The sequence below is a fragment of the Mesorhizobium sp. M1078 genome (assembly GCF_040318615.1).
Lineage (GTDB): Bacteria > Pseudomonadota > Alphaproteobacteria > Rhizobiales > Rhizobiaceae > Mesorhizobium.
In genome coordinates this window covers 54,134-76,369 of record NZ_JAMYMP010000004.1, presented here as the reverse complement: position 1 = coordinate 76,369, position 22,236 = coordinate 54,134, and the positions used below count along the sequence as shown (strand labels likewise).

Sequence of the window (22,236 nt, the reverse complement as noted above, 5' to 3'; positions counted from 1 at the left end):
GAATGCGCCATGCGGCGTTACGGGTTCAACGCGGTGATCCGCTCGGCAACCAGCCGCTGCAGCCGCCACAGATGGCGATCGTGAATGCCGCGCTCTTCAAGGTTTTTCACCGTGTTGTAGAGATAGTCGGCGCCCGACCCCCAGTGCCCGCAGGACGTTGCCAGCCTTTCGACGACCTTGCCCTCGTCGAGCGGTCCTGAATAGGTCAGGCCGTTGCGGTTGATCACGAAGGCCAATGCCCTGAGCGGTCCGGCCTCGCTTGCAAGCTTCAGCATGCGCGGCCGGTAGCTTGTCGGCTTCAGCGTGACTTCGCGCCGGAAAAGCCGGCCCAACTGCTCGCGCCGGTTATTGTCGGTCAGCCGAAAGGCGACGCCCTTGCATTGTCCGCCACGGTCCAGCGCCATCATCAGGCCGGGGCTGACCTTGGTGCCGCGCCAGCGCGTCATGTTCATGCAAAAGGACCGATGCCAGCCGCGCGCCAGCGCAACGCGGTCCTCGACATAATCTATTTCCGGTTTCCAGATCAGCGATCCATAGCCGAACAGCCATAGCGGTTCGCTATCCGGGAGTTCGACCTGCAATTCATCCAGAAGCGCGTCATAGTCGGCTTCATCGAGATGCATCGCGTCCGGATCAGGCCCGGGGTCCCTGATCTCGCGCCAGCAGCGCGCGACCAGCTCCGGCGTAAGCGACATCTGTCGTGCGGCCACGTCCGAATCCCCCCAATTCCGAATGTCCCATGTCCACGACATGATTATGCGCCGCGCCTGCAACCGGCAATGCGGCACTCTGATTGACAAACGATTTGCCGGGGTGTCGGCTGACGCTTCATAGGAAGCCAGCCATGCATCCCAACCCGAGCGAGCGCGACCCCTATAACGGCCTGAGCCGGGCCGAACCGACGCTACCGTCATCGGCCTATTGGGATAGCGAGGCTTACCAGCGCGATCTCGAGGCCATCTGGTACAAAAGCTGGCTGCTCGTCTGCCGCGAGGCCGATCTTGCCCAGCCTTTGGCATTCAGGACATTCCGCGTCGGCACGCAGGAAATCGTCGTGCTGCGCGACGACACCGGCGAGTTGCGCGCCTTCCACAACACCTGCCGGCATCGCGGCTCGCAGCTTTGCCAGGAAAGCGAGGGCCGGCTGAAAGCGCGGCTCATCACTTGCCCCTACCATGCCTGGTCCTACTCGCTGCGCGGCGATCTCGTGCGCGTTCCCTCGAAATCGCTGCCAGATGGTTTCGACAAGGCAGATCATCCGCTCTACCGGGTGGCGCTGTCGGTGTGGCGCGGCTTTGTCTTTGTGAACCTTCAGCAGGCGACGGCCGGCTCCGCCGAGACCTCCTTCGATCCCGCATCCGGCGACCTCGCCAACTGGCCGCTGGAAACGCTGGTATCAGGCCATGTCCTGCGCAAGGTGATGAACTGCAACTGGAAAATCTTCTGGGAGAACTTCAACGAGTGCCTGCATTGCCCAGGCGTCCACAAGGACCTGTCTCGGCTGGTGCCGATATACGGCCGCGGCCTGATGAGCCGGCACGACGACCCCGACTGGGTCCGCCATGCCGACAATGACGCACCGGAGTTTTCGGGTGGCCTGCGCGCCGGCGCCGAGACCTGGTCGCGCGACGGACATGCCCATGGCCCGGTCTTCCCGGGCCTGACGCCAGCCGAGCGTGCGGCCGGACAGACCTATGCCACCAGCCTGCCCTCGATGTTCATCGTCGGCCATGTCGATTATGTCAGGACGGTGCGACTGATGCCGCTCGGTCCCGAACAGACCGAACTCACCGCCGAATGGCTGTTCGCGCCCGAGGCGCTGGCTGAGACGGACATCGACAATGTCGTCGCCTTCGGCACCCAGGTGCTGGAGGAGGATGCCGCGATCTGCGAGATCAACCAGGAAGGCCTGCGCTCCATGCGTCACGCGGCCGGCGTGCTGATGCAGGAGGAGTATGATCTGCATCGCTTCCACAACTGGGTGCGCGAGCGGCATGCGGCCTCCTGATCAAAGCGACTTCGGCAGATAGCGCCAGGTGATAAAGCCGCAAACCGCGGCCAGAATGCCCAGCGTCACGAACACCGAGCCGAGGCCGAAAAACGCCAGCACCACCGAATAAACCAGCGGCGGCGTCAGCTCGGAAAAGTCGAGATAGGTGCGGTAGACCGCGGCCATCTGCGCCCGCTCATAGGACCGCACCGAGCGCATGAAGGCGGTCGAGCCCAGTGCATCGAGCGCGATGGTGAAGAAGGCGCCGCAGAGCAGGAAAAAGCCCGTAAGCAGCGGCGCGGTAGTGCCGACCGCGCCCGCCGCAAGCAGCGTCGCCGACATCGCGAAATAGGCGAAGGTCATGGTGCGCCGGCCGCCGAAGCGTTTTCCCGCTTTGCCCCAGAAGATCGCCATGAACAACAGCGCATTGCCGGCCGAAATCAGCAGGCCGCCGGCAAGCTTGCCCTCGCCGGTAATCACCATGAACAGCGGCCCGTAGACGAAGAACGTCGTCCAGAAGCAGGAGCGGCCGAAGGCGATCAGCCAGGCCAGCCTAAGCCTGGGTTGTGCTACGAAGCGGCCGATATTGACCAGCGGATTGGCCGGCCGTGTCTTGCCCGGCCGGATCGACCGGTTGTCGCCCAGCCTGTAGGTCCAGAACAGCGCCAGCAAGGCCAACGCCAACACCGCGACCGCGCCATGCGCGGCATAGATGCCGTAGCGTGTGTAGAGGAAGATGCCGAGTGTCGGCCCGCCGGTCCAAGCCAGCATCGACCACGCCATGCGCAGCGATTCGGCCTGCATGAAATCGGTCTTGCGGATGTGATCCATGATGTAGAGGTTGAGCGTGATCGACAGCGCGCTCGCCCCCATGACGCGGCACAGCATGCCTGCCAGTTGCCCGGCAAGCGTGTGGGTGACGAAGAACAGCGAGCCCATCGCCAGCAGGCAGGCGCCGGCGGTATAGACCCAGCGCCGGGCAAACCTGCGGATCAAGATCGGCATGAACAAGGTCACCGACAGGCCGAGCAGCGCCACGATGGTGTATAGGATCGAGACGATCTGCTCGTTGTGCAGAATCTCATAGGCCTGGATCGGGATGACGCTCGATACCGTGGCGCGGGCGAAGGATTCGACCGCATAGAGCGAGGCAAAGGTGCGGGCATCCGCCGGACGCAGGGCCGGAAGCCAGATCGGATGGCGCACATGGGTGGACATTTGATCCCCAAATCAGACTCGCAGCCCAAATCTGCGCTGGCGCTTCCTCCGCCGGTAACAGGAAACCGACCCCTTCCCGGCAAAAAGCGAATTCGGCCAAAGGCTTTCCGGCTCTGGCCTAAAGCGCCGCCCGATGCAGCTGCACGGCGCGACCCGGAGCCTAGAGGGCGGCCTTCTTTTGTCCGGTGCAACCGTGATAGTCGTCTTTGGGGCTGAATCAGATCGCGAGACCATGAGCATCCATACCGCACCCCCTGGAGATCAACTGAAGCGAGATCAACCGAAGCGCATCGTCGCCATCGATGTCGTACGCGGCATCGCGCTGATCGCCATGGCGAGCTACCACTTCACCTGGGATCTCGAAAATTTCCACTACACCGACCCCGGCCTCACCGCCGTCGGCTGGTGGAAGATCTATGCGCGCTGCATCGCCTCGACCTTCCTGTTCCTGGTCGGCGTCAGCCTGTTTCTCGCTCATGGCAGGCAGATCCGCTGGACCGGCTTCTGGAAACGTTTTGCCATGGTCGCCGTCGCGGCCGCCGCTATATCGGCGGTCACGTACTTCATCACGCCGGACAGCTTCATCTTCTTCGGCATCCTGCATCAGATCGCGCTGGCCAGCCTGCTCGGCCTTTTGTTTCTGCGGCTGCCTTCCTGGCTGACGCTGGTCGTGGCGGCGGTGGTGATCGCAGTCCCCCTCTATCTCCGATCCGAAGCCTTCGATCATCCGCCGCTGTGGTGGGTCGGCCTGTCGGCGATCAACCCGCGCTCCAATGATTACGTGCCGCTGTTTCCCTGGTTCGGCGCCGTGCTTCTCGGCATCGCCGCGGCAAAGTTTGCGTCCACCACCGGCCTGCTGGCGCGGCTGGCCACGCTGGGATCAGGAAGCTGGACCAGGCCGCTCACCTTCATCGGCCGCCACAGCCTGGCTTTCTACCTGATCCACCAGCCGCTGCTGTTCGGCTGCGTCTGGCTGTTCTCGCAGATCGCGCCGGCGCCGGTCGAGACACGGGAAGTGGTCTTCCTCAAAGAATGCCAGGTATCCTGCGAACAGCAGCGCGACACGGAGTTCTGCACCAGCTATTGTGTGTGCATGCTGGACACGCTGCAAAGCGAAGCGGCATTCGACCGGCTCTACAATGGTGACCAGACCCCGGAGTTCAAAGCGCATCTCGGTGAACTCGCCGGCATCTGCACCGCAAGGACGGAGGAGAGTCCGATGACGCAGGGAGGGCAACAATGACCGACAAGCTGGCAAAACCCCGGCTGGCAAAACCCGATCTACCGAGACCACGGCTGATCCCGTGGCCGCCGCTGATCTACATCGCCGCCATCGCCATCAGCATCGTGCTCGGCCTGTTCTATCCCCTGCCCTGGATCGGCGACCTCTTGGGCGACCTTTTGTTTGCCGCCGGCTTTGTGGTGCTGTTTGCCGTCGCAGCCCTCTGGTTCACCGCTATCCGCACCATGATCCGGGCCAAAACGACGATGAACCCCAATGGCGTGCCGGAGCATCTGGTGACGTCTGGCCCGTTCGGCGTCACGCGCAACCCGATGTATCTGGCCAACACGCTGCTTTTGATCGGCGTCGCCTTCGTCTCGGGGATCGTATGGTTCCTGCCGCTGGCTTTGATCGCGGCATTTGCAACGCAGAAGGTCGCCATCGAGAGCGAGGAGAAGGTGCTGTTCGCCAAATTCGGCAAGAAGTACCGCGACTATACGAAGCGGGTCAGGCGCTGGATCTGAGGCGACGTGGCAGGGGTGTATACCTTGGCGATTAGCTGGCGCATCCGTCTCGTCGTCATCCACGGGCGGAGCAAGGAGCGTAGCGACGCAGCACAGACCCGAGGATCCATGCCGCGACTCCAGAGCGTTGCTATGGTCCAGAATTCTCTACCGCTGCACTCCACGACCGATGTCACGGAATGGATTCTAGGGTCTCCGCGACGGAGCTTCGCTCCTGCTTCGCCCTAGAATGACGAAGTGTGGAAGGGCTCCGGCTAATCACGAACGTTTGCGACGGGCGCGCAAACGCTCGACGGACCGCTCAGGTATTAACCCCCAGCTCCACCAGCCGCTCGACGCATGACTCCTCAGCCTGGTCGAGCTCCGCCAGCGTCTCCTCGAGATCGCGGCGCTTCTGGCGCAAATCCTCGCGCTTTTCCTCGATGCGCTTGATCATCAGCTTGAGTTGACCGACCTCGCCGGGCGGTTCCTTGTACATCTGGATGATTTCGCGGATCTCGTTGATCGAGAAGCCGAGCCGTTTCCCGCGCATGATCTGACGGATCAGATGCCGGTCCGACGGACGAAACAGCCTTGTGCGGCCACGCCGCACCGGTTGCACCAGCCCCTCATCCTCGTAGAAGCGCAGCGTCCGCGTCGACACGTCGAATTCGCGGGTCAGTTCGGTGATCGAATAATATTCCCGCATCTTTGCTCCAAATGTCGGAACATCGGAAAACACCCGGTCGCTCAGGATTCCCAAACGCATTCCGATCAACCCCGTTCCAAGCCGGACTCGGCATGAAACCCCGCGCAAGCCTCGCACCACATTTACGTAAAAGTCAATTGAGCCCGCAACGCCTCTTTCTCAAGGGATAGCGAACCACCAGGTGGCCAGCCCGAGGAAGGCAAAGAAGCCAACGACGTCGGTGACCGTGGTGACGAAAACCGCCGACGCCACCGCCGGGTCGATCTTGAACCGGTCGAGCAATAGCGGGATCAGGATACCGGCAAGGGCTGCCACGAACATGTTGATGATCATGGCCGCCGCTATGATGCCGCCCAGATTGGCATCGCGGAACCAGACGGCCGCGACAATGCCGATCAGCACGGCGAAGATGATGCCGTTGATGGAACCCACGCCCATTTCGCGGCGGATGATGCGGCCGGCATTGTAGATGTCGAGATCCCTGGTCGCCAGCGCGCGCACGGTGACGGTCATGGTCTGCGAACCGGCATTGCCGCCCATGCCGGCCACGATCGGCATCAGCACGGCCAGTGCCACAATATGCTCGATGGTGCGGTCGAACAAGCCGATCACCGATGCCGCCAGGAACGCCGTCAACAGGTTGACCAGCAGCCAGGGAACGCGCGAGCGCGAGGTCGAAAGAATGCTGTCGGACAACTCTTCGTCGCCGACGCCGCCCATGCGCAGCAGATCTTCCTCGGCCTCCTGCTGGATGACGTCGACGACGTCGTCGATGGTCAGCACGCCGACCAGCCGCTCGTTCTCGTCGACGACGGCGGCGGACAGAAGATCGTATTGCTCGAAGTCCCGCGCCGCCTCTTCCTGGTCCATGGTGGCCGGAATGGCGTGCCTCGTCTCGTGCATCACGTCTCCGACCTTGGTCGTGCGCTTGGTGCGCAGGATCTGGTCGAGGTCGATGGCGCCGAGCAACTTGAAGCTTGGATCGATGACGAAGATCTGGCTGAAGCGCTCGGGCAGGTTCTTGTCTTCGCGCATGTAGTCGATGGTCTGGCCTATGGTCCAGAACGGCGGCACGGCGACAAATTCGGTCTGCATGCGGCGACCGGCGGTCTCTTCCGGGTAGTCGAGCGAGCGGCGCAGCCTGATCCGCTCGGTGAACGGCAGCTGCGACAGGATCTCGTCCTGGTCTTCCTTTTCAAGGTCTTCGAGAATGTAGACCGCGTCGTCGGAATCGAGGTCCTGCATGCCCTGGGCAATTTGCTCATTGGGCATATTGTCGACGATATCGCGGCGGATCGCCTCGTCGACCTCGGTCAGCGACGAGAAGTCGAAGTCGGCGCCGAGCAGTTCGACAAGGGCGCGACGCTGCTCGGGGTGCAGGGTCTCAAGCAGATCGCCAAGTTCCGACTGGTGCAGGTCGTCGACTTCGCGCTTCAGCGTCAGCGTATCGCGATCGGCGATCGCCGCCCCGATCTGGGCGAGGAATGATGACAGGACGGCGCCGTCCTCGCCATAGATGTCGGCGTGGGCATCGTCAGCGGCTTTGGCGCCGGTCGTGTGGTCGTCCTGGCGTTCCACCAGCGGCTCCCGCCATGGGAATTTCGGAAAAGGTGCCTGTCAGGTCTAGCGCGCAACGCACGGTAATATCAAACGAAATGCGCCCCGCCCTGCATATGGGCGAGAGCGATTTCATCAGGATATGACGCCGCCCAGGATTCAGGCGGCGCGACAGCGCATGTCGCTGGGGAAAGAGCACCCGAGCACGGTTGGGGCAGAATTGTCATGATGCAGGTCCTGCCATCTGCCGGACCCGCCCAGGCCAGGAACCAGAACAGCCGGAAGCCCTTGAAGATCAGGTCACAGACGCAGAAGGCAATCGAGGAACGGCGCGTGCGCGTGGTCGTCGCCGAACGCAATCCGCTCGTCATATCGGCGCTGCGCGACATGCTGGACTGCGACGGGCGCTTCGATCTCAGGGCCTGCGTGCAAAGCGGCAGGCATTTTCTGGAATTGGCAGCCGAAGCGGAATTCGACGTCGCCGTTATCGGCTGGAAGCTCTCCGACATGGACGGCGCCGATGTGCTGGCCGAGGTTCACAGCCGCAAGCTGGGCGTGCGCATCGCGGTGTTTTCCAACGACCACGACATCGGCATCCTGAAGCAGTGCGTGCGGCTCGGCGCCCAGGGCTACTGCTTCCAGTTCGACGATCCGGCGATCATCTTCGAGACCATCCTGGCCGTCGCGCATGGCCGCATCTGCATCCCCTACATCGACATCAACAAGGTCAACGACACACCCTTGTCGCTGCTCACCGTGCGCGAGCGCGAACTGCTGGCCGTGCTATCCGACGGCTGGACCAATTTGCAGATCGCGACGCGTACCGGGATTTCCGAGAACACGGTGAAGTATCACCTCAAGAATCTCTACGACAAGCTCGACGTCCGCAACCGGGCGATGGCCGTGGCGCTCTACGCGCGGGAGAGGCGTACCCAGAAGCAGCCGTTCGGGTAGGCAAGCGCTGAGCCGCGGGTAGGTCACCCGGGTAGGCAACCCCCACCCACGCGCGGCAAGATGTTACCCCTTGAGGTGTTGTCGCCTTTAGCCGTCGAAACGAAACTCCCCATCACCGCTTTGCTGGATCAGGAGGAGTTCGCGACATGGCCGGTTTCACCCATCTTTTCATTCCCGGACCGACCAACATCCCCGAACAGGTCCGGCAGGCGATGAACCTGCCGATGGAGGACATGCGCGCCACCTCCTTCCCCGATCTCACGCTTCCGCTGTTCGAGGACATCAAGCGCGTGTTCAAGAACGAGACCGGCCGCGTCTTCATCTATCCCTCCTCCGGCACCGGCGCCTGGGAAGCGGCGATGACCAATGTGCTCAGCCCCGGCGACCGCGTGCTGATGTCGCGCTTTGGACAGTTCTCGCATCTGTGGGTCGACATGGCCGAACGGCTCGGCTTCGAGGTCGATGTCATCGACTGCGAATGGGGAACCGGCGTGCCGCTCGAGCTCTATGCCGAGCGGCTCAGGGCCGACAAGGCGCACCGCATCAAGGCAGTCTTCTGCACGCAGAACGAGACCGCGACCGGCGTGACCAGCGACGTCGCCGGCTGCCGCGCCGCGCTCGATGACGCCAACCACCCTGCTTTGCTCTTCGTCGACGGCGTCTCGTCGATCGGCTCGATCGACTTTCGCCAGAAGGAATGGGGCGTCGATTGCGCGGTCAGCGGCTCGCAGAAGGGTTTCATGCTGCCCGCCGGCCTCGGTTTCCTCTCCGTCAGCAAGAAGGCGCTGGTGGCCTCGCGGAGCGCCACCCACCGCCGCTGTTTCTTCTCCTTCGAAGATATGATCCGCGCCAACGACGCCGGCTATTTCCCTTATACGCCGGCTACTCAGCTGCTGCGCGGCCTGCGCGCCTCGCTCGACCTGATCGCCGAGGAAGGGCTGGAAAACATCTTCGCCCGTCACCATCGCCTCGCCGAAGGCGTGCGCAAGGCGGTCGACGCCTGGGGCCTGAAGCTCTGCGCCAAGGCGCCGAAATGGCACTCCGATACGGTCAGCGCCATCCTGGTGCCGGACGGCGTCGACAGCGGCGATGTGGTCAAGCGCGCCTACCAGAAATACCAGACCGCGCTCGGCGGCGGCCTCAACAAGGTGATCGGCAAGGTCTTCCGCGTCGGCCATCTCGGCTGGCTGAACGAGGTGATGGTGCTGGCCTCGCTCTCGGCCGCCGAAATGGCGCTGCTCGACTGCGGCGTACGGCTGGCGCCCGGCTCCGGCGTCGGCGCCGCCATCCAGCACTTCCGCGCCTCGGCCACCGTGCCGGTCGCCGAAGCCGCCTGAGGGAGCCAACGATGAGCCACACCATCAACCATCTGAAGAAACTCCGCCTGCAGCGCAGCGAACTGGCGGTTCCCGGCTCCAGTCCGGAAATGATCGACAAGGCGGCCAACAGCGCCGCCGACTTCATCTTCCTCGACATCGAGGACGCCGTCGCCCCGCCCGACAAGGAGCGCGCCCGCAAGAACATCATCCAGGCGCTCAACGACATCGACTGGCGCGCCAAGGGCAAGACCGTCTCGGTGCGCATCAACGGGCTCGACACCCATTACATGTACCGCGACGTGGTCGACGTCATGGAGCAGGCCGGCGACCGGCTGGACACCATTTTGGTGCCGAAGGTCGGCGTGCCGGCCGACCTCTACATGGTCGAGGCCATGGTCAACCAGATCGAGATGGCAAAGGGTTTCGGGACCCGCGTCGGCCTCGAAGCACTGATCGAGACCGCGCTCGGCATGGCCAATGTCGAGGCGATTGCCGCGACACCCGGCCGGCTCGAAGCCATGCATTTCGGCGTCGCCGACTATGCCGCAAGCTGCAAGGCGCGCACGGTCAACATTGGCGGCCTCAACCCCGACTATCCCGGTGATCAGTGGCATTTCGCTCTGTCGCGGATGACCGTCGCCTGCCGGGCCTATGGCCTGCGCGCGATTGACGGGCCTTTCGGCGACTTCTCCGATCCGGAGGGCTACGTCGCCGGCGCCAGACGGGCGGCGGCGCTGGGTATCGAAGGCAAATGGGCAATCCATCCCTCGCAGATCGCGCTCGCCAACGACGTCTTCTCTCCACCGGAAAAAGAGGTCACCCGCGCCCGGCGCATCCTCGAAGTGCTGAAGGAGGCGGAGGCGCAGGGCAAGGGCGCGGCCGCCCTCGACGGCAAGATGATCGACGCCGCGTCGGAACGCATGGCGCGCAATGTTCTGGTGGTCAACGAGGCAATCGAACGCGCCGGTCAATTGTCTAGTGAGCCGCGCGTCGCCACGCATTGACCGTTCAGGGAGGACAAAATGGACATCCACGAATATCAGGCCAAGGAACTGCTGGCACGCCACGGCGTGCATGTGCCGCGCGGCGGGCTGGCCTACAGCCCCGAGCAGGCAACCTACAGGGCGCGCGAGATCGGCGGCAGCAAATGGGTGCTGAAGGCGCAGGTGCATTCCGGCGCCCGCGGCAAGGCCGGTGGCATCAAGCTCTGCGCCAATGACGAGGAAATCTCCAACGCGGCCGAGGCCATGCTCGGCCGCAAGCTGGTGACACAGCAGACCGGCCCGCGCGGCAAGCTGATTTCGCGCCTCTATCTCGAGGAATCCGTCGATATCGCGCAGGAGCTCTATGTCGGCTTCGTCCTCGACCGCAAGGAAGAGCGCGTCATGATCGTGGCCTCGGCTGCCGGCGGCATGGAGATCGAGGACATCGTCGAGAAGGCGCCGAATTCCATCCTGCGCACATCGGTCGATCCCGGTGTCGGCATGCAGCGTTTCCAGGCGCGCGAGATCGCCTTCGGCCTCGGCCTCGACCACAATCTGATCGGCAAGGCGACCGAGACCATCTTCAGCTGCTACCGGGTGTTTCGCGACTACGACGCCTCGATGCTGGAGATCAATCCGCTGGTGGTGACCCGCGACGGCAATCTGATCGCGCTCGACGCCAAAATGTCGTTCGACGAGAACGCGCTGTTCAGGCGGCCGGAAATCTCCGAGCTGCGCGACAAGAGCCAGGAAGACCCGCGCGAGACCTTCGCCAGCGACCGCGGCCTCTCCTATGTCGGGCTCGACGGCAACATCGGCTGCATCATCAACGGCGCCGGCCTCGCCATGGCGACCATGGACATGATCAAAATCGCCGGCGGCGAACCGGCCAACTTCCTCGACATCGGTGGCGGCGCCTCGCCCGAGCGGGTGGCCAAATCCTTCCGCGCCGTGCTCGGCGACAAGAATGTCGAGACCATACTGGTCAACATCTTTGCCGGCATCAACCGCTGCGACTGGGTCGCCGAAGGCGTCATCAAGGCGATACGCGAGGTCGGCGTCAACGTGCCGCTGGTGGTCCGTCTCTCCGGCACCAGGGCCGAGGAAGGCCGCCGCATCCTGGCTGATTCCGGCGAGGCGGTGATCGTTGCCGACACGCTGGCCGAAGCCGCCGAAAAAGCCGTCGCCGCCTGGCGCGCGGCCACCAAGAAAAAAGCAGCCTGAGGGAGGTCGAGAAAATGGCAATCCTGCTCAACCGCAGCACCCGCGTCATCGTCCAGGGGTTCACCGGCAAGATCGGCAGCTTCCATGCCGAGGACATGAAGCGCTACGGCACCAAGCTGGTCGGCGGCGTTACGCCCGGCAAAGGCGGCCAGAAGCATCTTGGCCTACCCGTCTTCAACACGGTCAAGGGCGCGGTGCGCGAGACCCGCGCGGAGGCCAGCATCGTCTTCGTGCCGCCGCCTTTTGCCGCCGATTCGATCATGGAAGCGGCCGACGCCGGCATAAAACTCTGCGTCTGCATCACCGACGGCATCCCGTCGCAGGACATGATGCAGGTCAAGCGCTACATGCTGCGCTACCGCTACGAGGACCGCATGCGGCTGATCGGGCCGAACTGCGCCGGCGTCATCACGCCCGGACAGGCGCTGATGGGCATCATGCCCGGCAGCATCTATCTGCCTGGCCGCGTCGGCATTGTCGGCCGCTCGGGAACCCTGGGCTACGAGGCGGCGTCGCAGATGAAGTCGCTCGGCATCGGCGTCTCGACCAGCGTCGGCATTGGCGGCGACCCGATCAACGGCTCGTCCTTCAAGGACATGCTGAAACTGTTCGAACAGGATGACGACACCGACGCCGTGGTGATGATCGGCGAGATCGGCGGACCGCAGGAAGCCGAAGCGGCGATCTGGGCGCGCGACAATATGAGGAAGCCGCTCATCGCCTACATCGCCGGCCTTTCGGCCCCCAAAGGCCGCCGCATGGGCCACGCCGGCGCCATCATCTCGGCCTTCGGCGAGTCGGCGCAGGAAAAGGTGGAGATCCTCAAGGACGCCGGGGTGATCATCGTGCCGACGCCGTCGTCGTTTGGTGAGGTGGTTGCAGAGACGCTGGCGGGGATGAAGAAGGCCGCCTGAACAGCGGCCTTCGCGTTCGACCGCGCCTCATGCCGCCTTGTCGGCTGCCGGCTTCGCGACCTTGGTGCGGGTGGCGCTGCGGCGGCCGTCGACGCTGACCGGAACGTCGCCGTCGACCGTGGCGCGACGGACCACCCGGTGCTGGTCGCCGTAATCGTTGACGGCGTAGTGTTGCGTCGCGCGGTTATCCCAGATCGCCACATCGCCGGCCTTCCAGCGCCAGCGCACGGTGTTCTCCGGCGCCAGCGCACGGTGTTCTCCGGCGCCGTGACATAGGACTGGAACACCTCGTAGAGCTTCGCTGAATCGCTTTTGGAAAGACCGATCAGCCGTTGCACGAAATTGCCGAGCAGCAGCGTGCGCTCGCCTGTTTCGGGATGGACGCGGACAACGGGATGCTCGGTCTCGTAGATCGTCGAGGTGAAGATTTCCTCGAAGTGCTTCTTTTCCGCGGCGCTCGCACGCGGCCGCACCGCGGCGTAATCGTAGGCGTTGCTGTGAACCGCCCAGAGATTGTCGGCGAGCAGTTTCAACGGCTCGGGCAGGTCCTGGTAGGCGGCCGCGGTGTTCGACCAGATCGTGTCGCCGCCGGCCGGCGGTATGACGACGCCGCGAAGAACGGAGAATTTCGGATAGGCATCTACGAAGGTGACGTCGGTATGCCATTGGTCGGCACGGCCGCCGCCACGGCTGGAATCGAGTTCGAGAATGGACGCCGTTCCCTTGACGGGACCTTGCGTCGGATGCGGGACGAGGTCGCCGAGACGCTGGGCAAAGCGCTCCTGCCCGGCATCGTCGAGATGCGCCTGGTCGCGGAAGAACACCACCTTGTGCCGCAACAGGATCTGGTTGATCGCCGCGACCGTCTGCTGCGGCAGGTCGCCGGAGAGCCGAATGTTCCTGATCTCTGCGCCGACGCGTCCGGTAAGCGGGACAATATCGGAAACCGGGATGATCTGCTCTACGGGGGTAAGTCTGGTCATGGGAACCTCTTCCTCTAAAGCCGCGGGCTGGTGGCAATGCTCCGCCGTCTGCCGGCCGCATAGCGATCGGCGGAGCAACTCCCTCATCGGGAGCCGACTTGCTTGGCAACGAGAGCACTGATCTCAACTCAGGAGGCGAAGGCCGCCAAGGCTTGCGAGCAGTACCGAGATCCCATTCAAAGCGTAATTCTACAAATTCCATAGACATTTCTTTTCAAAGTTCGGCGGCCCTGAGAAAAATGCCTTCTGTCCAATTCGTTCGTGAGCGGCAGGCGGTGGAGCGCTGCGCGACGCGGCCCGCACCAGTAGTGACGCTGTCGTATCCCCTTCGATATTGGAGATGGCGGGTGAATTGCATGCCTGATATTGATGGCTTCCACGCATCACGCAGGCGCCGAGATGACAGACTCCGATAAGGCTGACGCTGTCGAGCAATTGCTCGATACGCCTGACCTCGCCACCGCGCTGGAAAGCGACCAGTTCAAGAAATTTCTCGACCAGATGCCGATCGCGATCGCCGTCTCGGAATTGATCGCGAAGGAACGTGTCGTCTACGCCAATCCCGAATTCGAGAAGCTCTCGGACCTCAAGGCGCCGAAGCTTGCGCGGGAAAACTGGGCGGCCCTTTCCGGCAGGGGGCTTCATCGGCAGAAGGACAGGCCGCTCGCCGAGGCTGTCGTTGAAGACACCGATTTCGTCGGCACATTTCGCCTCGAGCGCGGCGAGGACAAGCCGGCAATCGTCGACGTTTATTCCAACGTTATCGAGGACGACAACGGCAAGCTCTGCTTCCGGCTGGTGGCGCTTGTCGACGTCACGGCACACGGTGAGACCGAGGACGCGCGACCCGCGGAGGAGCTCATCCGGGAGAAGGACACCCTGTTGCGCGAACTTCAGCATCGGGTGAAAAACAATCTGCAGATGATCACCGCTTTGATCCGGATGGAAACCCGCAACGCCACCGAACCGGACCAGAAGCGTTTCGAAAGGCTTGCCGGCCGGGTAGACGCATTGGCAATCCTCTACCAGACATTGTCGGCTGACCAGCAGAAGGATGAGGTGGATCTTGGCGTGTATCTTAGCCAGATCGCGTCCGCCGTCATGGCGTCGCACGCAGTCGAAGGTATCCGCCTCGACCTTAAGGTGGATACCTATCCGGTATCCATCAACGTTGCCATGCCGACAGGCCTGGTCGTCAATGAGTTGCTGACCAACGCTCTCAAACATGCATTCGTCGGGCGCGAGGGCGGCACGATCACGCTGCACAGCGTCGTCAGCGGCGATGGTTGCCGGGTGACTGTCGCCGATGATGGGATCGGTTTGCCGACGGGTGAGACCTGGCCCAGGCCCGGCAAGCTCGGCTCCCTGATCGCGCGGTCGCTGACCGAAAATGCCAAGGCGCAATTCGACGTCAAGTCGAGTGCCGGCGAGGGAACCAGGGTCACCATCGACTTCAAGCGATCGGCGGCGACGGACTGAGGCTATGCAACGGCGCGCCGGCAAATCCCGGCCGGACAGGTGCTTCGGGCGCTCGCGGGTGTGGCCTTAAGTCGCAAACGATTTGGCTGCAGAAGCGGGGCGCCGGGCTTCTTTGACGGTGCGATCAGCACCATATGTGGTCCACAGCCCTCCAAAACGAGAGAAGCTCGCTCCGACGGGTCGCATCGCGGTCGTCAGCCGGCAATGGCTATGAACCAGGAAACTGAAAACCATCATGCGTGAAAATATCAGACCAGCGTCGAGAGACGTCCCCCTCATTCAGCTAGGCCTCAACCAGTGCCGCTTCCCGGTGAGCGAAGACCGCTCGGTACCCGGTGGTTACCGGTTTTGTGCCGGGCCGACGTCGCCGGATCGCGTCTACTGCGATCACCACCACACCGTCGTGACGGCCGTTGACCCTCGTCGAGCCCGTCCGGGTCTCCATTTCCCGCAACGACGCGCCGCTTAGGTCACCCACATCCCCTGCCCCGCCACCGTCAAAGCCAGGGACTCGGGTGCAGGAGGCTGGCCGGTGCGAGCCAAGCGGCGTTCGCGTGCGGCTCTGCGACTCTTGTTGCAACTCTGCTGCGGCCGGTTCAAGCGCCAAAGGCGATGATTTGGCGTCGACGGCCTGAGAAGTCGCAAGGATTTCAATGGCCGAAAAATTATGGTGCGGTCGAGAAGACTCGAACTTCCACGGGTTGCCCCACAGCGACCTCAACGCTGCGCGTCTACCAATTCCGCCACGACCGCCCGTGGTAGGAGCCGGAACGAACCGGCTCGCGGCGTGTAGCAAATCGTTTCCGGCGAAACAAGGGCGCGGCGCGCAATAATCGCCGCGAATTGGCATATCGGCCTCTACAGCGCCGCGCGTCCTGTGCGACGCGCAAAGGACGCTGCAGCACTTTGATGGCGCATGATCCTTTCCGAAGATCACCAATCTTCGGGATCATGCGCGAAGGCCCAAATGCGTGGCTCAACTGGACGTTTCAGCCGGATACCGCCATATGAAGGGCGAATGCATTCCGCCCCAGAGCGCAAGGCGGTTTCGCCAAGCCGGTGTGCATCACGCGAAAAACGAAAAAGCCATGACCGAACGCAGCCAGATCGCCACGTCGTTCCTGCCCTTGCCGGGTTCGGCGCCGGTCGAATGGCGCATCGAGCCCGGCCTGACCGGCTACACCGATGCGCTGGCCCTGATGGAAGCGCGCGCCGAGGCAATCCGCGCGGGTGCAGCCGCCGAGATGGTCTGGCTGGTCGAGCATCCGCCGCTTTACACCGCCGGGACCAGCGCCCGCATCGAGGACCTGATCGACCCCGACCGTTTCCCGGTCTTTGCCGCGGGGCGCGGCGGCGAATACACCTATCACGGGCCGGGGCAGCGGGTTGCCTATGTCATGCTTGACCTGAAGCGCCGGCGCGAGGATGTGCGCGCCTTCGTCGCCGCGCTCGAGCAGTGGATCATCGGCACGCTTGCCGCCTTCAATGTACGCGGCGAACGCCGCGAGGACCGCGTCGGAGTCTGGGTGGTGCGGCCCGAGCGCCCGTCCCTGCCCGACGGCTCGCCGGCTGAAGACAAGATCGCGGCCATCGGCATCCGGCTGCGGCGCTGGGTGAGCTTTCATGGCATTGCCGTCAATGTCGAGCCGGATCTCAGCCATTTCAGCGGCATCGTGCCATGCGGCGTGCCGGATCACGGCGTCACCAGCCTCGTCGACCTCGGCCTGCCCGTGACCATGGGCGATTTCGACCTGGCGCTGAAATCCGCCTTCGAGGATGTTTTCGGGGCAGCGGAGTCAACTTCTGCAGAACCGGCTCGCAAGGCCGGCTGAGTCTCGCCTCGACCAACGCTCAAAGCAACCGCGCCGAGGCCCACAACAGCCCGAAACCGTGAACGGCGAAGACGGCCAGCAGCGCGCCGGCGATGGCGAAACGATCGAAGGTGCGGATCGGTTTCAGTTCGTAGCGCGGTTTTACCCCGCTACCCACTGTCATCAGGCTGAGGATGGCAAAGACGGCGCCCGCCACCAGCAGAAAGGTTTGGGAAAAGCCGGCCAGCCAGCCAAGCCACAGCAAGGCCGAGAGCAGCGAAAACGAGGCGAGCGCCAGGGCGACCGGCCCCGGGCAGATCTGGCGCAGTACCTGGCCGCCGTCGAATTTCCAAACCGGCACCAGATTGGCGATGTTGAACAATGCGGCAAAGCCGGCAAGCGTCGCCAGAAGGGCCGCGGCGAGCCGATGTCCCTCGCCGGATGCGAGCCCGCTGGCGACGATCAGCAGCGGTACCAGGAACGCGGAAAAACCAGCGCCCATCAGCGCCACGAAGGCGACCTCGAAGCAGCTGTCATAAGGCCGGCCGCCAATGGCGATGCCGCCGAGCAGCGGGATAAAGATCATCCGCGCCTTGCGATGACCGGTTAGCCGAAAGGCCGCCATGTGGCCGAGCTCATGCAGGGCAACCACCGAGGTCAGGATCGCGGCCAGCGCCAGGCCGCCGAGATTGAGCCCGAAGAACGGCCAAAGGATGAAAGCCGACAGAACGGCGAAACCGACCTGGCTCAGCGGATGCTCGAACCAGCCGCCCTTGCGATACTGTCCGGTCCTCGCCCAGATCTCCAGCTTGCCGAGCTCGCGGCGCATGGCGAAGTAGCGGAACACCAGGAAGGCGACGCCGCGATAGCGATCGGTCTGACTGAGCGTCACCCGCGTGCCGGCACCTTCCGAGGTGAGTTCGGTGGTCTCGTAAAAATCCTTCCAGAACGACGCGTCGAGCGCGGTATCCTCGATGACCCGCATCGAAAAACGACTGCCTTCGACGACGTCCTCGAAGCGCGACCTTCGCTCGATCGGCTGGCCGTCCCGGCCCTCCCAGGACAGCAGGATGCGGGCCGTGCCCTGCCCGTCCAGCGGCTGGGCCGAGAGTATCTCGCCGGACCAGCCGGCATCGCTGCCGAGCGGCCACAGCGCCTGCCAGAGGCGCTGCCGGTCCACGGCAACCACGCGGCTCAGCCGCACCGTGCGCAAACCGAGCGGCGCAGTCATCAGAAGGAAAATCAGTCCGAGATTACCGGCCACGAGAAGGGCCGTCACGATCGGCGACACCTGAGGTTTTTGCTCCCTGTCTTGGCGGGGCAGCCTAGCGTCATGGCGGCAAGAAAGGCTTAACGGCACAGCGCCTTCCTGCCCGCCTAAAACAGTGCGGCGAACCGCAGTTGCATCACATGGCGCCGATCCAGACGGCCATGGAAACCAGAAACGCACTCATGCACACCAACGAAACGACGTCCTGAACAAGATCGCTCATAACTCTCTCCTGTTGTTGCTATGTTCGTATTCTGTTCTAACTTTGTTCGAAAGTCAATGAGCGGAAAGCGGCATGCCGACGAATCCTGACAGCCGGTTTGGGCAGGGTTAAGGAAAGGTTGACGGGGTGACGGCAGTGCTGACGCAGGGCGCATCGCATGCCTTTGCGATCGGCCGACACGCACCAATCACTTCGTCATCCTAGGGCGGAGCAAGGAGCGCAGCGACGCAGCGCAGACGCTAGGATGACGAAGTTGGGGCCTACGACGGAACGACCTTGCCGTCCGCCAGCGTCACCCGCCGGTCCATGCGCGAGGCGAGTTCGTGATTGTGGGTGGCGATCAGCGCGGCAAGGCCGGACTGCTTGACCAGCGCGCCGAGCGCCTCGAACACATAGGACGCGGTGACCGGGTCGAGATTGCCGGTCGGCTCGTCGGCGAGCAGCAGCAAGGGCGCGTTGGCGACCGCGCGGGCAATGGCGACGCGCTGCTGCTCGCCGCCGGACAGCTCCGACGGACGGTGCGACGCGCGCTTGCCGATCTGCATATAGTCGAGCAGCTGTGCTGCGCGCTCCGACGCCTCCTTGCGCGAAAGCCCTTTGATCAGCTGCGGCATCATGATGTTTTCCAGTGCCGAAAACTCCGGCAGCAGATGATGGAACTGATAGACGAAGCCGACATCGTTGCGGCGGATCGCCGTGCGTTCGTCGTCGGAGAGCCGTCCGCAGGCGCGGCCGGCCAGAATGACGTCACCGGCGTCGGGGCGCTCGAGCAGGCCCGCCGTGTGCAGCAGCGTCGACTTGCCGGTGCCCGACGGCGCCACCAGCGCCACCATCTCGCCGCGTTTCAGCGAAAAGTCGGCGCCGTTCAAAATGGTGAGCTTGCGCGGCCCCTGGACATAGTGCCGCTCGACGCTCTTCAGCTCGATAATGATCTCGGACTTCATTCGTATCTCAAGGCCTCGACCGGATCGAGCCGTGCGGCGCGCCATGCCGGAAACACTGTTGCCAGGAAGGACAGGCCGAGCGCCATCAGGATGACATAGGTGGTCTCGCGCGGGTCCATCTTTGCCGGCAGCTGGCTGAGGAAATAGAGTTCCGGATTGAACAGCACCTTGCCGGTCATCCAGGAGAAGAACTGGCGGATGGATTCGATGTTGGTGCAGATGAGCACCCCGAGCAGCACGCCGGCGAGCGTGCCGGTGACGCCGATCGCAGCACCCGTCATCAGGAAGATGCGCAGGATGGCGCCGCGCGAGGCGCCCATCGTGCGCAGGATGGCGATGTCGTGGCCCTTGTCCTTCACCAGCATGATCAGGCCCGAAATGATGTTGAGCGCCGCCACCAGCACGATCAGCGTCAGGATCATGAACATGACGTTGCGTTCGACCTGCAGTGCGGAAAAGAACGTCTCGTTGCGCTGGCGCCAGTCGACCATATCGATCGGCCGCTGCGCCGCCGCATCGACCAGCGGTTTCAGCGCGTCGACATTATCGGGATTGTCGACATAGATCTCGATCGTCTGCGCCCTGCCGTCCATGTTGAAATAGAGCTGCGCTTCGGAAAACGGCATGTAGACGATGGAGCTGTCATACTCCGACATGCCGACCTCGAAGATCGCCGCCACCTTGTAGCCCTTCAGCCGCGGCGTCGTGCCCATCGGCGTCACATCGCCGTCCGGCGAGATCAGCGTGATGGTGTCGCCGAGCACAAGGCCGAGATTCTCCGCCATGCGCTTGCCGATAGCGACGCCCTCGCCGGAGTCGAAGCCGTCAAGCGTGCCTTGCTTGACGTTCTGGGCGACGATGGCGATCTTGCCGAGGTCTTCGGCCCTGATACCGCGCACCAGCGCGCCCATGCCGCCGCCGACATTGCCTTGCGCCAGCACCTGGCCGTCGATCAGCGGTATCGCGTATTCGACGCCGGCCACGCCGTTGATGCGGGCGGCGACCTGCGCATAGTCCTCAAGCGGCGAATCCAGCGGCTGCACGATCAGATGGCCGTTGACGCCGAGGATGCGGGTCAGAAGTTCGGCTCGAAACCCGTTCATGACAGCCATGACGACGATCAGCGTGGCGACGCCCAGCATGATGCCGAGGAAGGAGATCGAGGCGATGACCGAGATCACCGTCTCCTTGCGGCGCGACCGCAAATAACGCCAGGCGACCATGCGTTCGAACATGGAGAACGGGCCGGCGACCGGAGACTTGGTGACCGGAGACTTGGCGACCGGAGACTTGCCAACCGGAGACTGGGCTACCGAAGACTTCGCTGCCGCGGCTTCGCTCATGCGGTTGCACCGAAGCGTTTCCTGGCCTCCGCGACCGGCAGCGTCTCGCGCTCGCCGGTCCGGCGGTTCTTGATCTCGATCTCGCCGGCGGCCACGCCGCGCGGCCCAACGATCACCTGCCAGGGCAGGCCGATCAGGTCGGCGGTGGCGAACTTGCCGCCCGGCCGCTGGTCGGTGTCGTCGTAAAGCACATCCTTGCCGGCGCCGGTGAAGGCGGCGTAGAGCTCGCCGCAGACGCGGTCGCACTCGGCGTCGCCGGCCTTCATGTTGATCAGGCCGATGTCGAACGGCGTCACCGCTTCCGGCCAGATGATGCCGTTGTCGTCATGGTTGGCCTCGATGATCGCCGCCACCAGCCGCGACGGACCGATACCGTAGGAGCCGCCGGAAACGAAATGATCCTTGCCGTCGGGCCCGGTCACCTTGGCGCCCATGGGCTTGGAATATTTGTCGCCGAAATGGAAGATGTGGCCGACCTCGATGCCGCGTGCCGAGACCCGGTCGGCTTCGCCAAGCTTGTCCCAGGCCGCCTCGTCATGCATCTCGTCGGTGGCGGCGTAAGGCGTCGTCCACGTCTTGACGATGTCGGCGATCTCGCCGTCATTGCCGAAGTCGGTTTTCTCGCCGGGCACCTGGAGCGACAGATATTCGCGGTCGCAATAGACCTGGCTCTCGCCGGTGTCGGCCAGGATGATGAATTCATGGCTGAGATCGCCGCCGATCGGCCCGGTGTCGGCTCGCATCGGAATGGCCTGCAGCCCCATGCGCGTGAACGTCCTGAGATAGGACACGAACATGCGGTTGTAGGCGGCCTTGGCGCCCTCGAAATCGAGGTCGAAGGAATAGGCATCCTTCATCAGGAACTCGCGGGAGCGCATGACGCCGAAGCGCGGCCGCACCTCGTCGCGGAACTTCCACTGGATGTGGTAGAGGTTGAGCGGCAAATCCTTGTACGACTTGACGTAGGCGCGCACGATCTCGGTGACCACTTCCTCATTGGTCGGACCGTAGAGCATGTCTCGGTCCTGTCGGTCCTTGATGCGCAGCATCTCCTTGCCGTAATCGTCATAGCGGCCGCTTTCGCGCCACAGATCGGCCGACTGGATGGTCGGCATCAGGATTTCCAGAGCGCCGGCGCGGTTCTGCTCCTCGCGGATGATGCGGCAGACGTTGTCGAGCACCAGCTTGCCTAGCGGCAGCCAGGAAAAGCTGCCCTGCCCCTGCTGGCGGATCATGCCGGCACGCAGCATCAGCCGGTGCGAGACGATCTCGGCCTCGCGCGGATTTTCTTTCAGGATGGGCAGGAAAAACTGCGACAAACGCATGGACAGGTCCGTGAGAGAGGAGGCTGCGCCGGAATCGGCGCGGCTGGCTTGCTTGCCCCGGCTTCATAGCTATTTCGTGACGGAATGGAAACCCGACCGGCCGCATCGGTCCGAAATCGCAAAAATCGATTCTTCTTCCAAAGACCTTCGCACCGAAAACGATAATGCTTTTGATGCAAAATGATGACCCTGACTCCGAAGTGCTCACACACGCTTTGCGCGTCCGGGCGACGCGGCACACCTGACCAGATTAAGGCGGCAGCCC

The 22,236-nt window shown here is 63.5% G+C and carries 19 protein-coding genes, 1 tRNA gene and 1 pseudogene; 11 read left to right on the top strand and 10 right to left on the bottom strand.

What is annotated here, in order from left to right; all coding sequences use genetic code 11:
• Positions 1-17 precede the first annotated feature (17 nt).
• On the bottom strand, positions 18-710 hold the full coding sequence (locus tag NKH38_RS08115) for a gamma-glutamylcyclotransferase (RefSeq protein ID WP_352762382.1): 693 nt from the start codon (positions 708-710) through the stop codon (positions 18-20).
• Between the two features lie 134 nt (positions 711-844).
• On the opposite strand from NKH38_RS08115, the gene NKH38_RS08110 reads away from it, so the two are divergent.
• A complete protein-coding gene (locus NKH38_RS08110; RefSeq protein ID WP_352762384.1) occupies positions 845-2,008 on the top strand; it encodes an aromatic ring-hydroxylating oxygenase subunit alpha in 1,164 nt (387 codons plus the stop codon).
• Here the strand turns inward: NKH38_RS08110 and NKH38_RS08105 are convergent, their stop codons facing one another.
• On the bottom strand, positions 2,009-3,208 hold the full coding sequence (locus NKH38_RS08105) for an MFS transporter (RefSeq protein WP_352762386.1): 1,200 nt from the start codon (positions 3,206-3,208) through the stop codon (positions 2,009-2,011).
• Positions 3,209-3,440: 232 nt separating this feature from the next.
• Here NKH38_RS08105 and NKH38_RS08100 point away from each other — a divergent pair, with 232 nt between their 5' ends.
• A complete protein-coding gene (locus NKH38_RS08100; protein ID WP_352762388.1) occupies positions 3,441-4,451 on the top strand; it encodes a heparan-alpha-glucosaminide N-acetyltransferase in 1,011 nt (336 codons plus the stop codon).
• Positions 4,448-4,954 carry a methyltransferase family protein gene (locus NKH38_RS08095; protein ID WP_352762390.1) on the top strand — a complete coding sequence of 169 codons (507 nt, stop codon included), beginning with the start codon at positions 4,448-4,450 and terminating at the stop codon, positions 4,952-4,954. Before NKH38_RS08100 ends, NKH38_RS08095 begins: the two co-directional genes overlap by 4 nt.
• A gap of 301 nt (positions 4,955-5,255) precedes the next feature.
• On the opposite strand, the gene NKH38_RS08090 is transcribed toward NKH38_RS08095, so the two are convergent.
• Together NKH38_RS08090 and mgtE are read right to left on the bottom strand one after the other, a co-directional pair.
• Positions 5,256-5,642, bottom strand: coding sequence for a MerR family transcriptional regulator (locus NKH38_RS08090; protein WP_006203215.1), 387 nt, complete (start codon positions 5,640-5,642; stop codon positions 5,256-5,258).
• Between the two features lie 159 nt (positions 5,643-5,801).
• Positions 5,802-7,220 (bottom strand): magnesium transporter, encoded by a 1,419-nt coding sequence (mgtE, locus tag NKH38_RS08085; RefSeq protein WP_352762392.1) that lies wholly within the window; start codon positions 7,218-7,220, stop codon positions 5,802-5,804.
• 312 nt (positions 7,221-7,532) lie between these two features.
• Here mgtE and NKH38_RS08080 point away from each other — a divergent pair, with 312 nt between their 5' ends.
• The 5 genes from NKH38_RS08080 (at position 7,533) to sucD (ending at position 12,593) form a co-directional block, all read left to right on the top strand.
• Complete coding sequence (locus tag NKH38_RS08080; RefSeq protein ID WP_032910960.1) at positions 7,533-8,153, top strand: response regulator transcription factor; 621 nt, start codon at positions 7,533-7,535, stop codon at positions 8,151-8,153.
• 146 nt (positions 8,154-8,299) lie between these two features.
• The gene (locus tag NKH38_RS08075; protein ID WP_352762394.1) at positions 8,300-9,490 is read left to right on the top strand and encodes an aminotransferase class V-fold PLP-dependent enzyme; all 1,191 of its coding nucleotides are present in this window, start codon (positions 8,300-8,302) and stop codon (positions 9,488-9,490) included.
• Positions 9,491-9,501: 11 nt separating this feature from the next.
• Positions 9,502-10,476 carry an HpcH/HpaI aldolase/citrate lyase family protein gene (locus NKH38_RS08070; RefSeq protein WP_352762397.1) on the top strand — a complete coding sequence of 325 codons (975 nt, stop codon included), beginning with the start codon at positions 9,502-9,504 and terminating at the stop codon, positions 10,474-10,476.
• 18 nt (positions 10,477-10,494) lie between these two features.
• Entirely contained in the window at positions 10,495-11,679 is a 1,185-nt protein-coding gene (locus tag NKH38_RS08065; protein ID WP_352762399.1) for a malate--CoA ligase subunit beta, read from the top strand.
• Positions 11,680-11,693: 14 nt separating this feature from the next.
• Positions 11,694-12,593: a succinate--CoA ligase subunit alpha gene (gene sucD / locus NKH38_RS08060; protein WP_023727684.1), complete on the top strand. Its 900-nt coding sequence runs from the start codon at positions 11,694-11,696 to the stop codon at positions 12,591-12,593.
• Positions 12,594-12,620: 27 nt separating this feature from the next.
• On the opposite strand, the pseudogene NKH38_RS08055 reads toward sucD, so the two are convergent.
• Positions 12,621-13,576: pseudogene (locus tag NKH38_RS08055) on the bottom strand (TauD/TfdA dioxygenase family protein).
• Between the two features lie 399 nt (positions 13,577-13,975).
• On the opposite strand from NKH38_RS08055, the gene NKH38_RS08050 reads away from it, so the two are divergent.
• Both NKH38_RS08050 and NKH38_RS08045 read left to right on the top strand, forming a co-directional pair.
• Entirely contained in the window at positions 13,976-15,055 is a 1,080-nt protein-coding gene (locus NKH38_RS08050) for a histidine kinase dimerization/phosphoacceptor domain -containing protein (protein ID WP_352762401.1), read from the top strand.
• A 235-nt stretch (positions 15,056-15,290) separates the two neighbouring features.
• Positions 15,291-15,524: a GcrA family cell cycle regulator gene (locus tag NKH38_RS08045; protein ID WP_352762402.1), complete on the top strand. Its 234-nt coding sequence runs from the start codon at positions 15,291-15,293 to the stop codon at positions 15,522-15,524.
• Positions 15,525-15,723: 199 nt separating this feature from the next.
• Here the strand turns inward: NKH38_RS08045 and NKH38_RS08040 are convergent.
• Positions 15,724-15,808, bottom strand: a tRNA-Leu gene (locus tag NKH38_RS08040).
• A gap of 335 nt (positions 15,809-16,143) precedes the next feature.
• On the opposite strand from NKH38_RS08040, the gene lipB reads away from it, so the two are divergent.
• Entirely contained in the window at positions 16,144-16,887 is a 744-nt protein-coding gene (gene lipB / locus NKH38_RS08035; RefSeq protein WP_023685213.1) for a lipoyl(octanoyl) transferase LipB, read from the top strand.
• A 19-nt stretch (positions 16,888-16,906) separates the two neighbouring features.
• On the opposite strand, the gene NKH38_RS08030 is transcribed toward lipB, so the two are convergent.
• The 4 genes from NKH38_RS08030 to proS all read right to left on the bottom strand — a co-directional run bounded on the left by NKH38_RS08030 (position 16,907) and on the right by proS (position 21,971).
• The gene (locus NKH38_RS08030; RefSeq protein ID WP_352762405.1) at positions 16,907-18,157 is read right to left on the bottom strand and encodes a site-2 protease family protein; all 1,251 of its coding nucleotides are present in this window, start codon (positions 18,155-18,157) and stop codon (positions 16,907-16,909) included.
• Between the two features lie 462 nt (positions 18,158-18,619).
• Positions 18,620-19,303 carry an ABC transporter ATP-binding protein gene (locus tag NKH38_RS08025; RefSeq protein ID WP_352762407.1) on the bottom strand — a complete coding sequence of 228 codons (684 nt, stop codon included), beginning with the start codon at positions 19,301-19,303 and terminating at the stop codon, positions 18,620-18,622.
• Positions 19,300-20,538 carry a lipoprotein-releasing ABC transporter permease subunit gene (locus NKH38_RS08020; RefSeq protein WP_502896618.1) on the bottom strand — a complete coding sequence of 413 codons (1,239 nt, stop codon included), beginning with the start codon at positions 20,536-20,538 and terminating at the stop codon, positions 19,300-19,302. Before NKH38_RS08020 ends, NKH38_RS08025 begins: the two co-directional genes overlap by 4 nt.
• A 104-nt stretch (positions 20,539-20,642) precedes the next feature.
• Positions 20,643-21,971 carry a proline--tRNA ligase gene (proS, locus tag NKH38_RS08015; RefSeq protein WP_352762411.1) on the bottom strand — a complete coding sequence of 443 codons (1,329 nt, stop codon included), beginning with the start codon at positions 21,969-21,971 and terminating at the stop codon, positions 20,643-20,645.
• Positions 21,972-22,236 lie beyond the last annotated feature (265 nt).

Bases quoted from the DNA above. Each gene is read 5' to 3' on its own strand.
- NKH38_RS08045 (WP_352762402.1), top strand. From the start codon at position 15,291: ATGCGTGAAAATATCAGACCAGCGTCGAGAGACGTCCCCCTCATTCAG.
- NKH38_RS08110 (WP_352762384.1), top strand. From the start codon at position 845: ATGCATCCCAACCCGAGCGAGCGCGACCCCTATAACGGCCTGAGCCGG.
- NKH38_RS08105 (WP_352762386.1), bottom strand. From the start codon at position 3,208: ATGTCCACCCATGTGCGCCATCCGATCTGGCTTCCGGCCCTGCGTCCG.
- NKH38_RS08065 (WP_352762399.1), top strand. From the start codon at position 10,495: ATGGACATCCACGAATATCAGGCCAAGGAACTGCTGGCACGCCACGGC.
- NKH38_RS08090 (WP_006203215.1), bottom strand. From the start codon at position 5,642: ATGCGGGAATATTATTCGATCACCGAACTGACCCGCGAATTCGACGTG.
- proS (WP_352762411.1), bottom strand. From the start codon at position 21,971: ATGCGTTTGTCGCAGTTTTTCCTGCCCATCCTGAAAGAAAATCCGCGC.
- NKH38_RS08020 (WP_502896618.1), bottom strand. From the start codon at position 20,538: ATGTTCGAACGCATGGTCGCCTGGCGTTATTTGCGGTCGCGCCGCAAG.
- NKH38_RS08070 (WP_352762397.1), top strand. From the start codon at position 9,502: ATGAGCCACACCATCAACCATCTGAAGAAACTCCGCCTGCAGCGCAGC.
- NKH38_RS08075 (WP_352762394.1), top strand. From the start codon at position 8,300: ATGGCCGGTTTCACCCATCTTTTCATTCCCGGACCGACCAACATCCCC.
- NKH38_RS08100 (WP_352762388.1), top strand. From the start codon at position 3,441: ATGAGCATCCATACCGCACCCCCTGGAGATCAACTGAAGCGAGATCAA.
- NKH38_RS08025 (WP_352762407.1), bottom strand. From the start codon at position 19,303: ATGAAGTCCGAGATCATTATCGAGCTGAAGAGCGTCGAGCGGCACTAT.
- NKH38_RS08050 (WP_352762401.1), top strand. From the start codon at position 13,976: ATGACAGACTCCGATAAGGCTGACGCTGTCGAGCAATTGCTCGATACG.
- lipB (WP_023685213.1), top strand. From the start codon at position 16,144: ATGACCGAACGCAGCCAGATCGCCACGTCGTTCCTGCCCTTGCCGGGT.
- sucD (WP_023727684.1), top strand. From the start codon at position 11,694: ATGGCAATCCTGCTCAACCGCAGCACCCGCGTCATCGTCCAGGGGTTC.
- NKH38_RS08095 (WP_352762390.1), top strand. From the start codon at position 4,448: ATGACCGACAAGCTGGCAAAACCCCGGCTGGCAAAACCCGATCTACCG.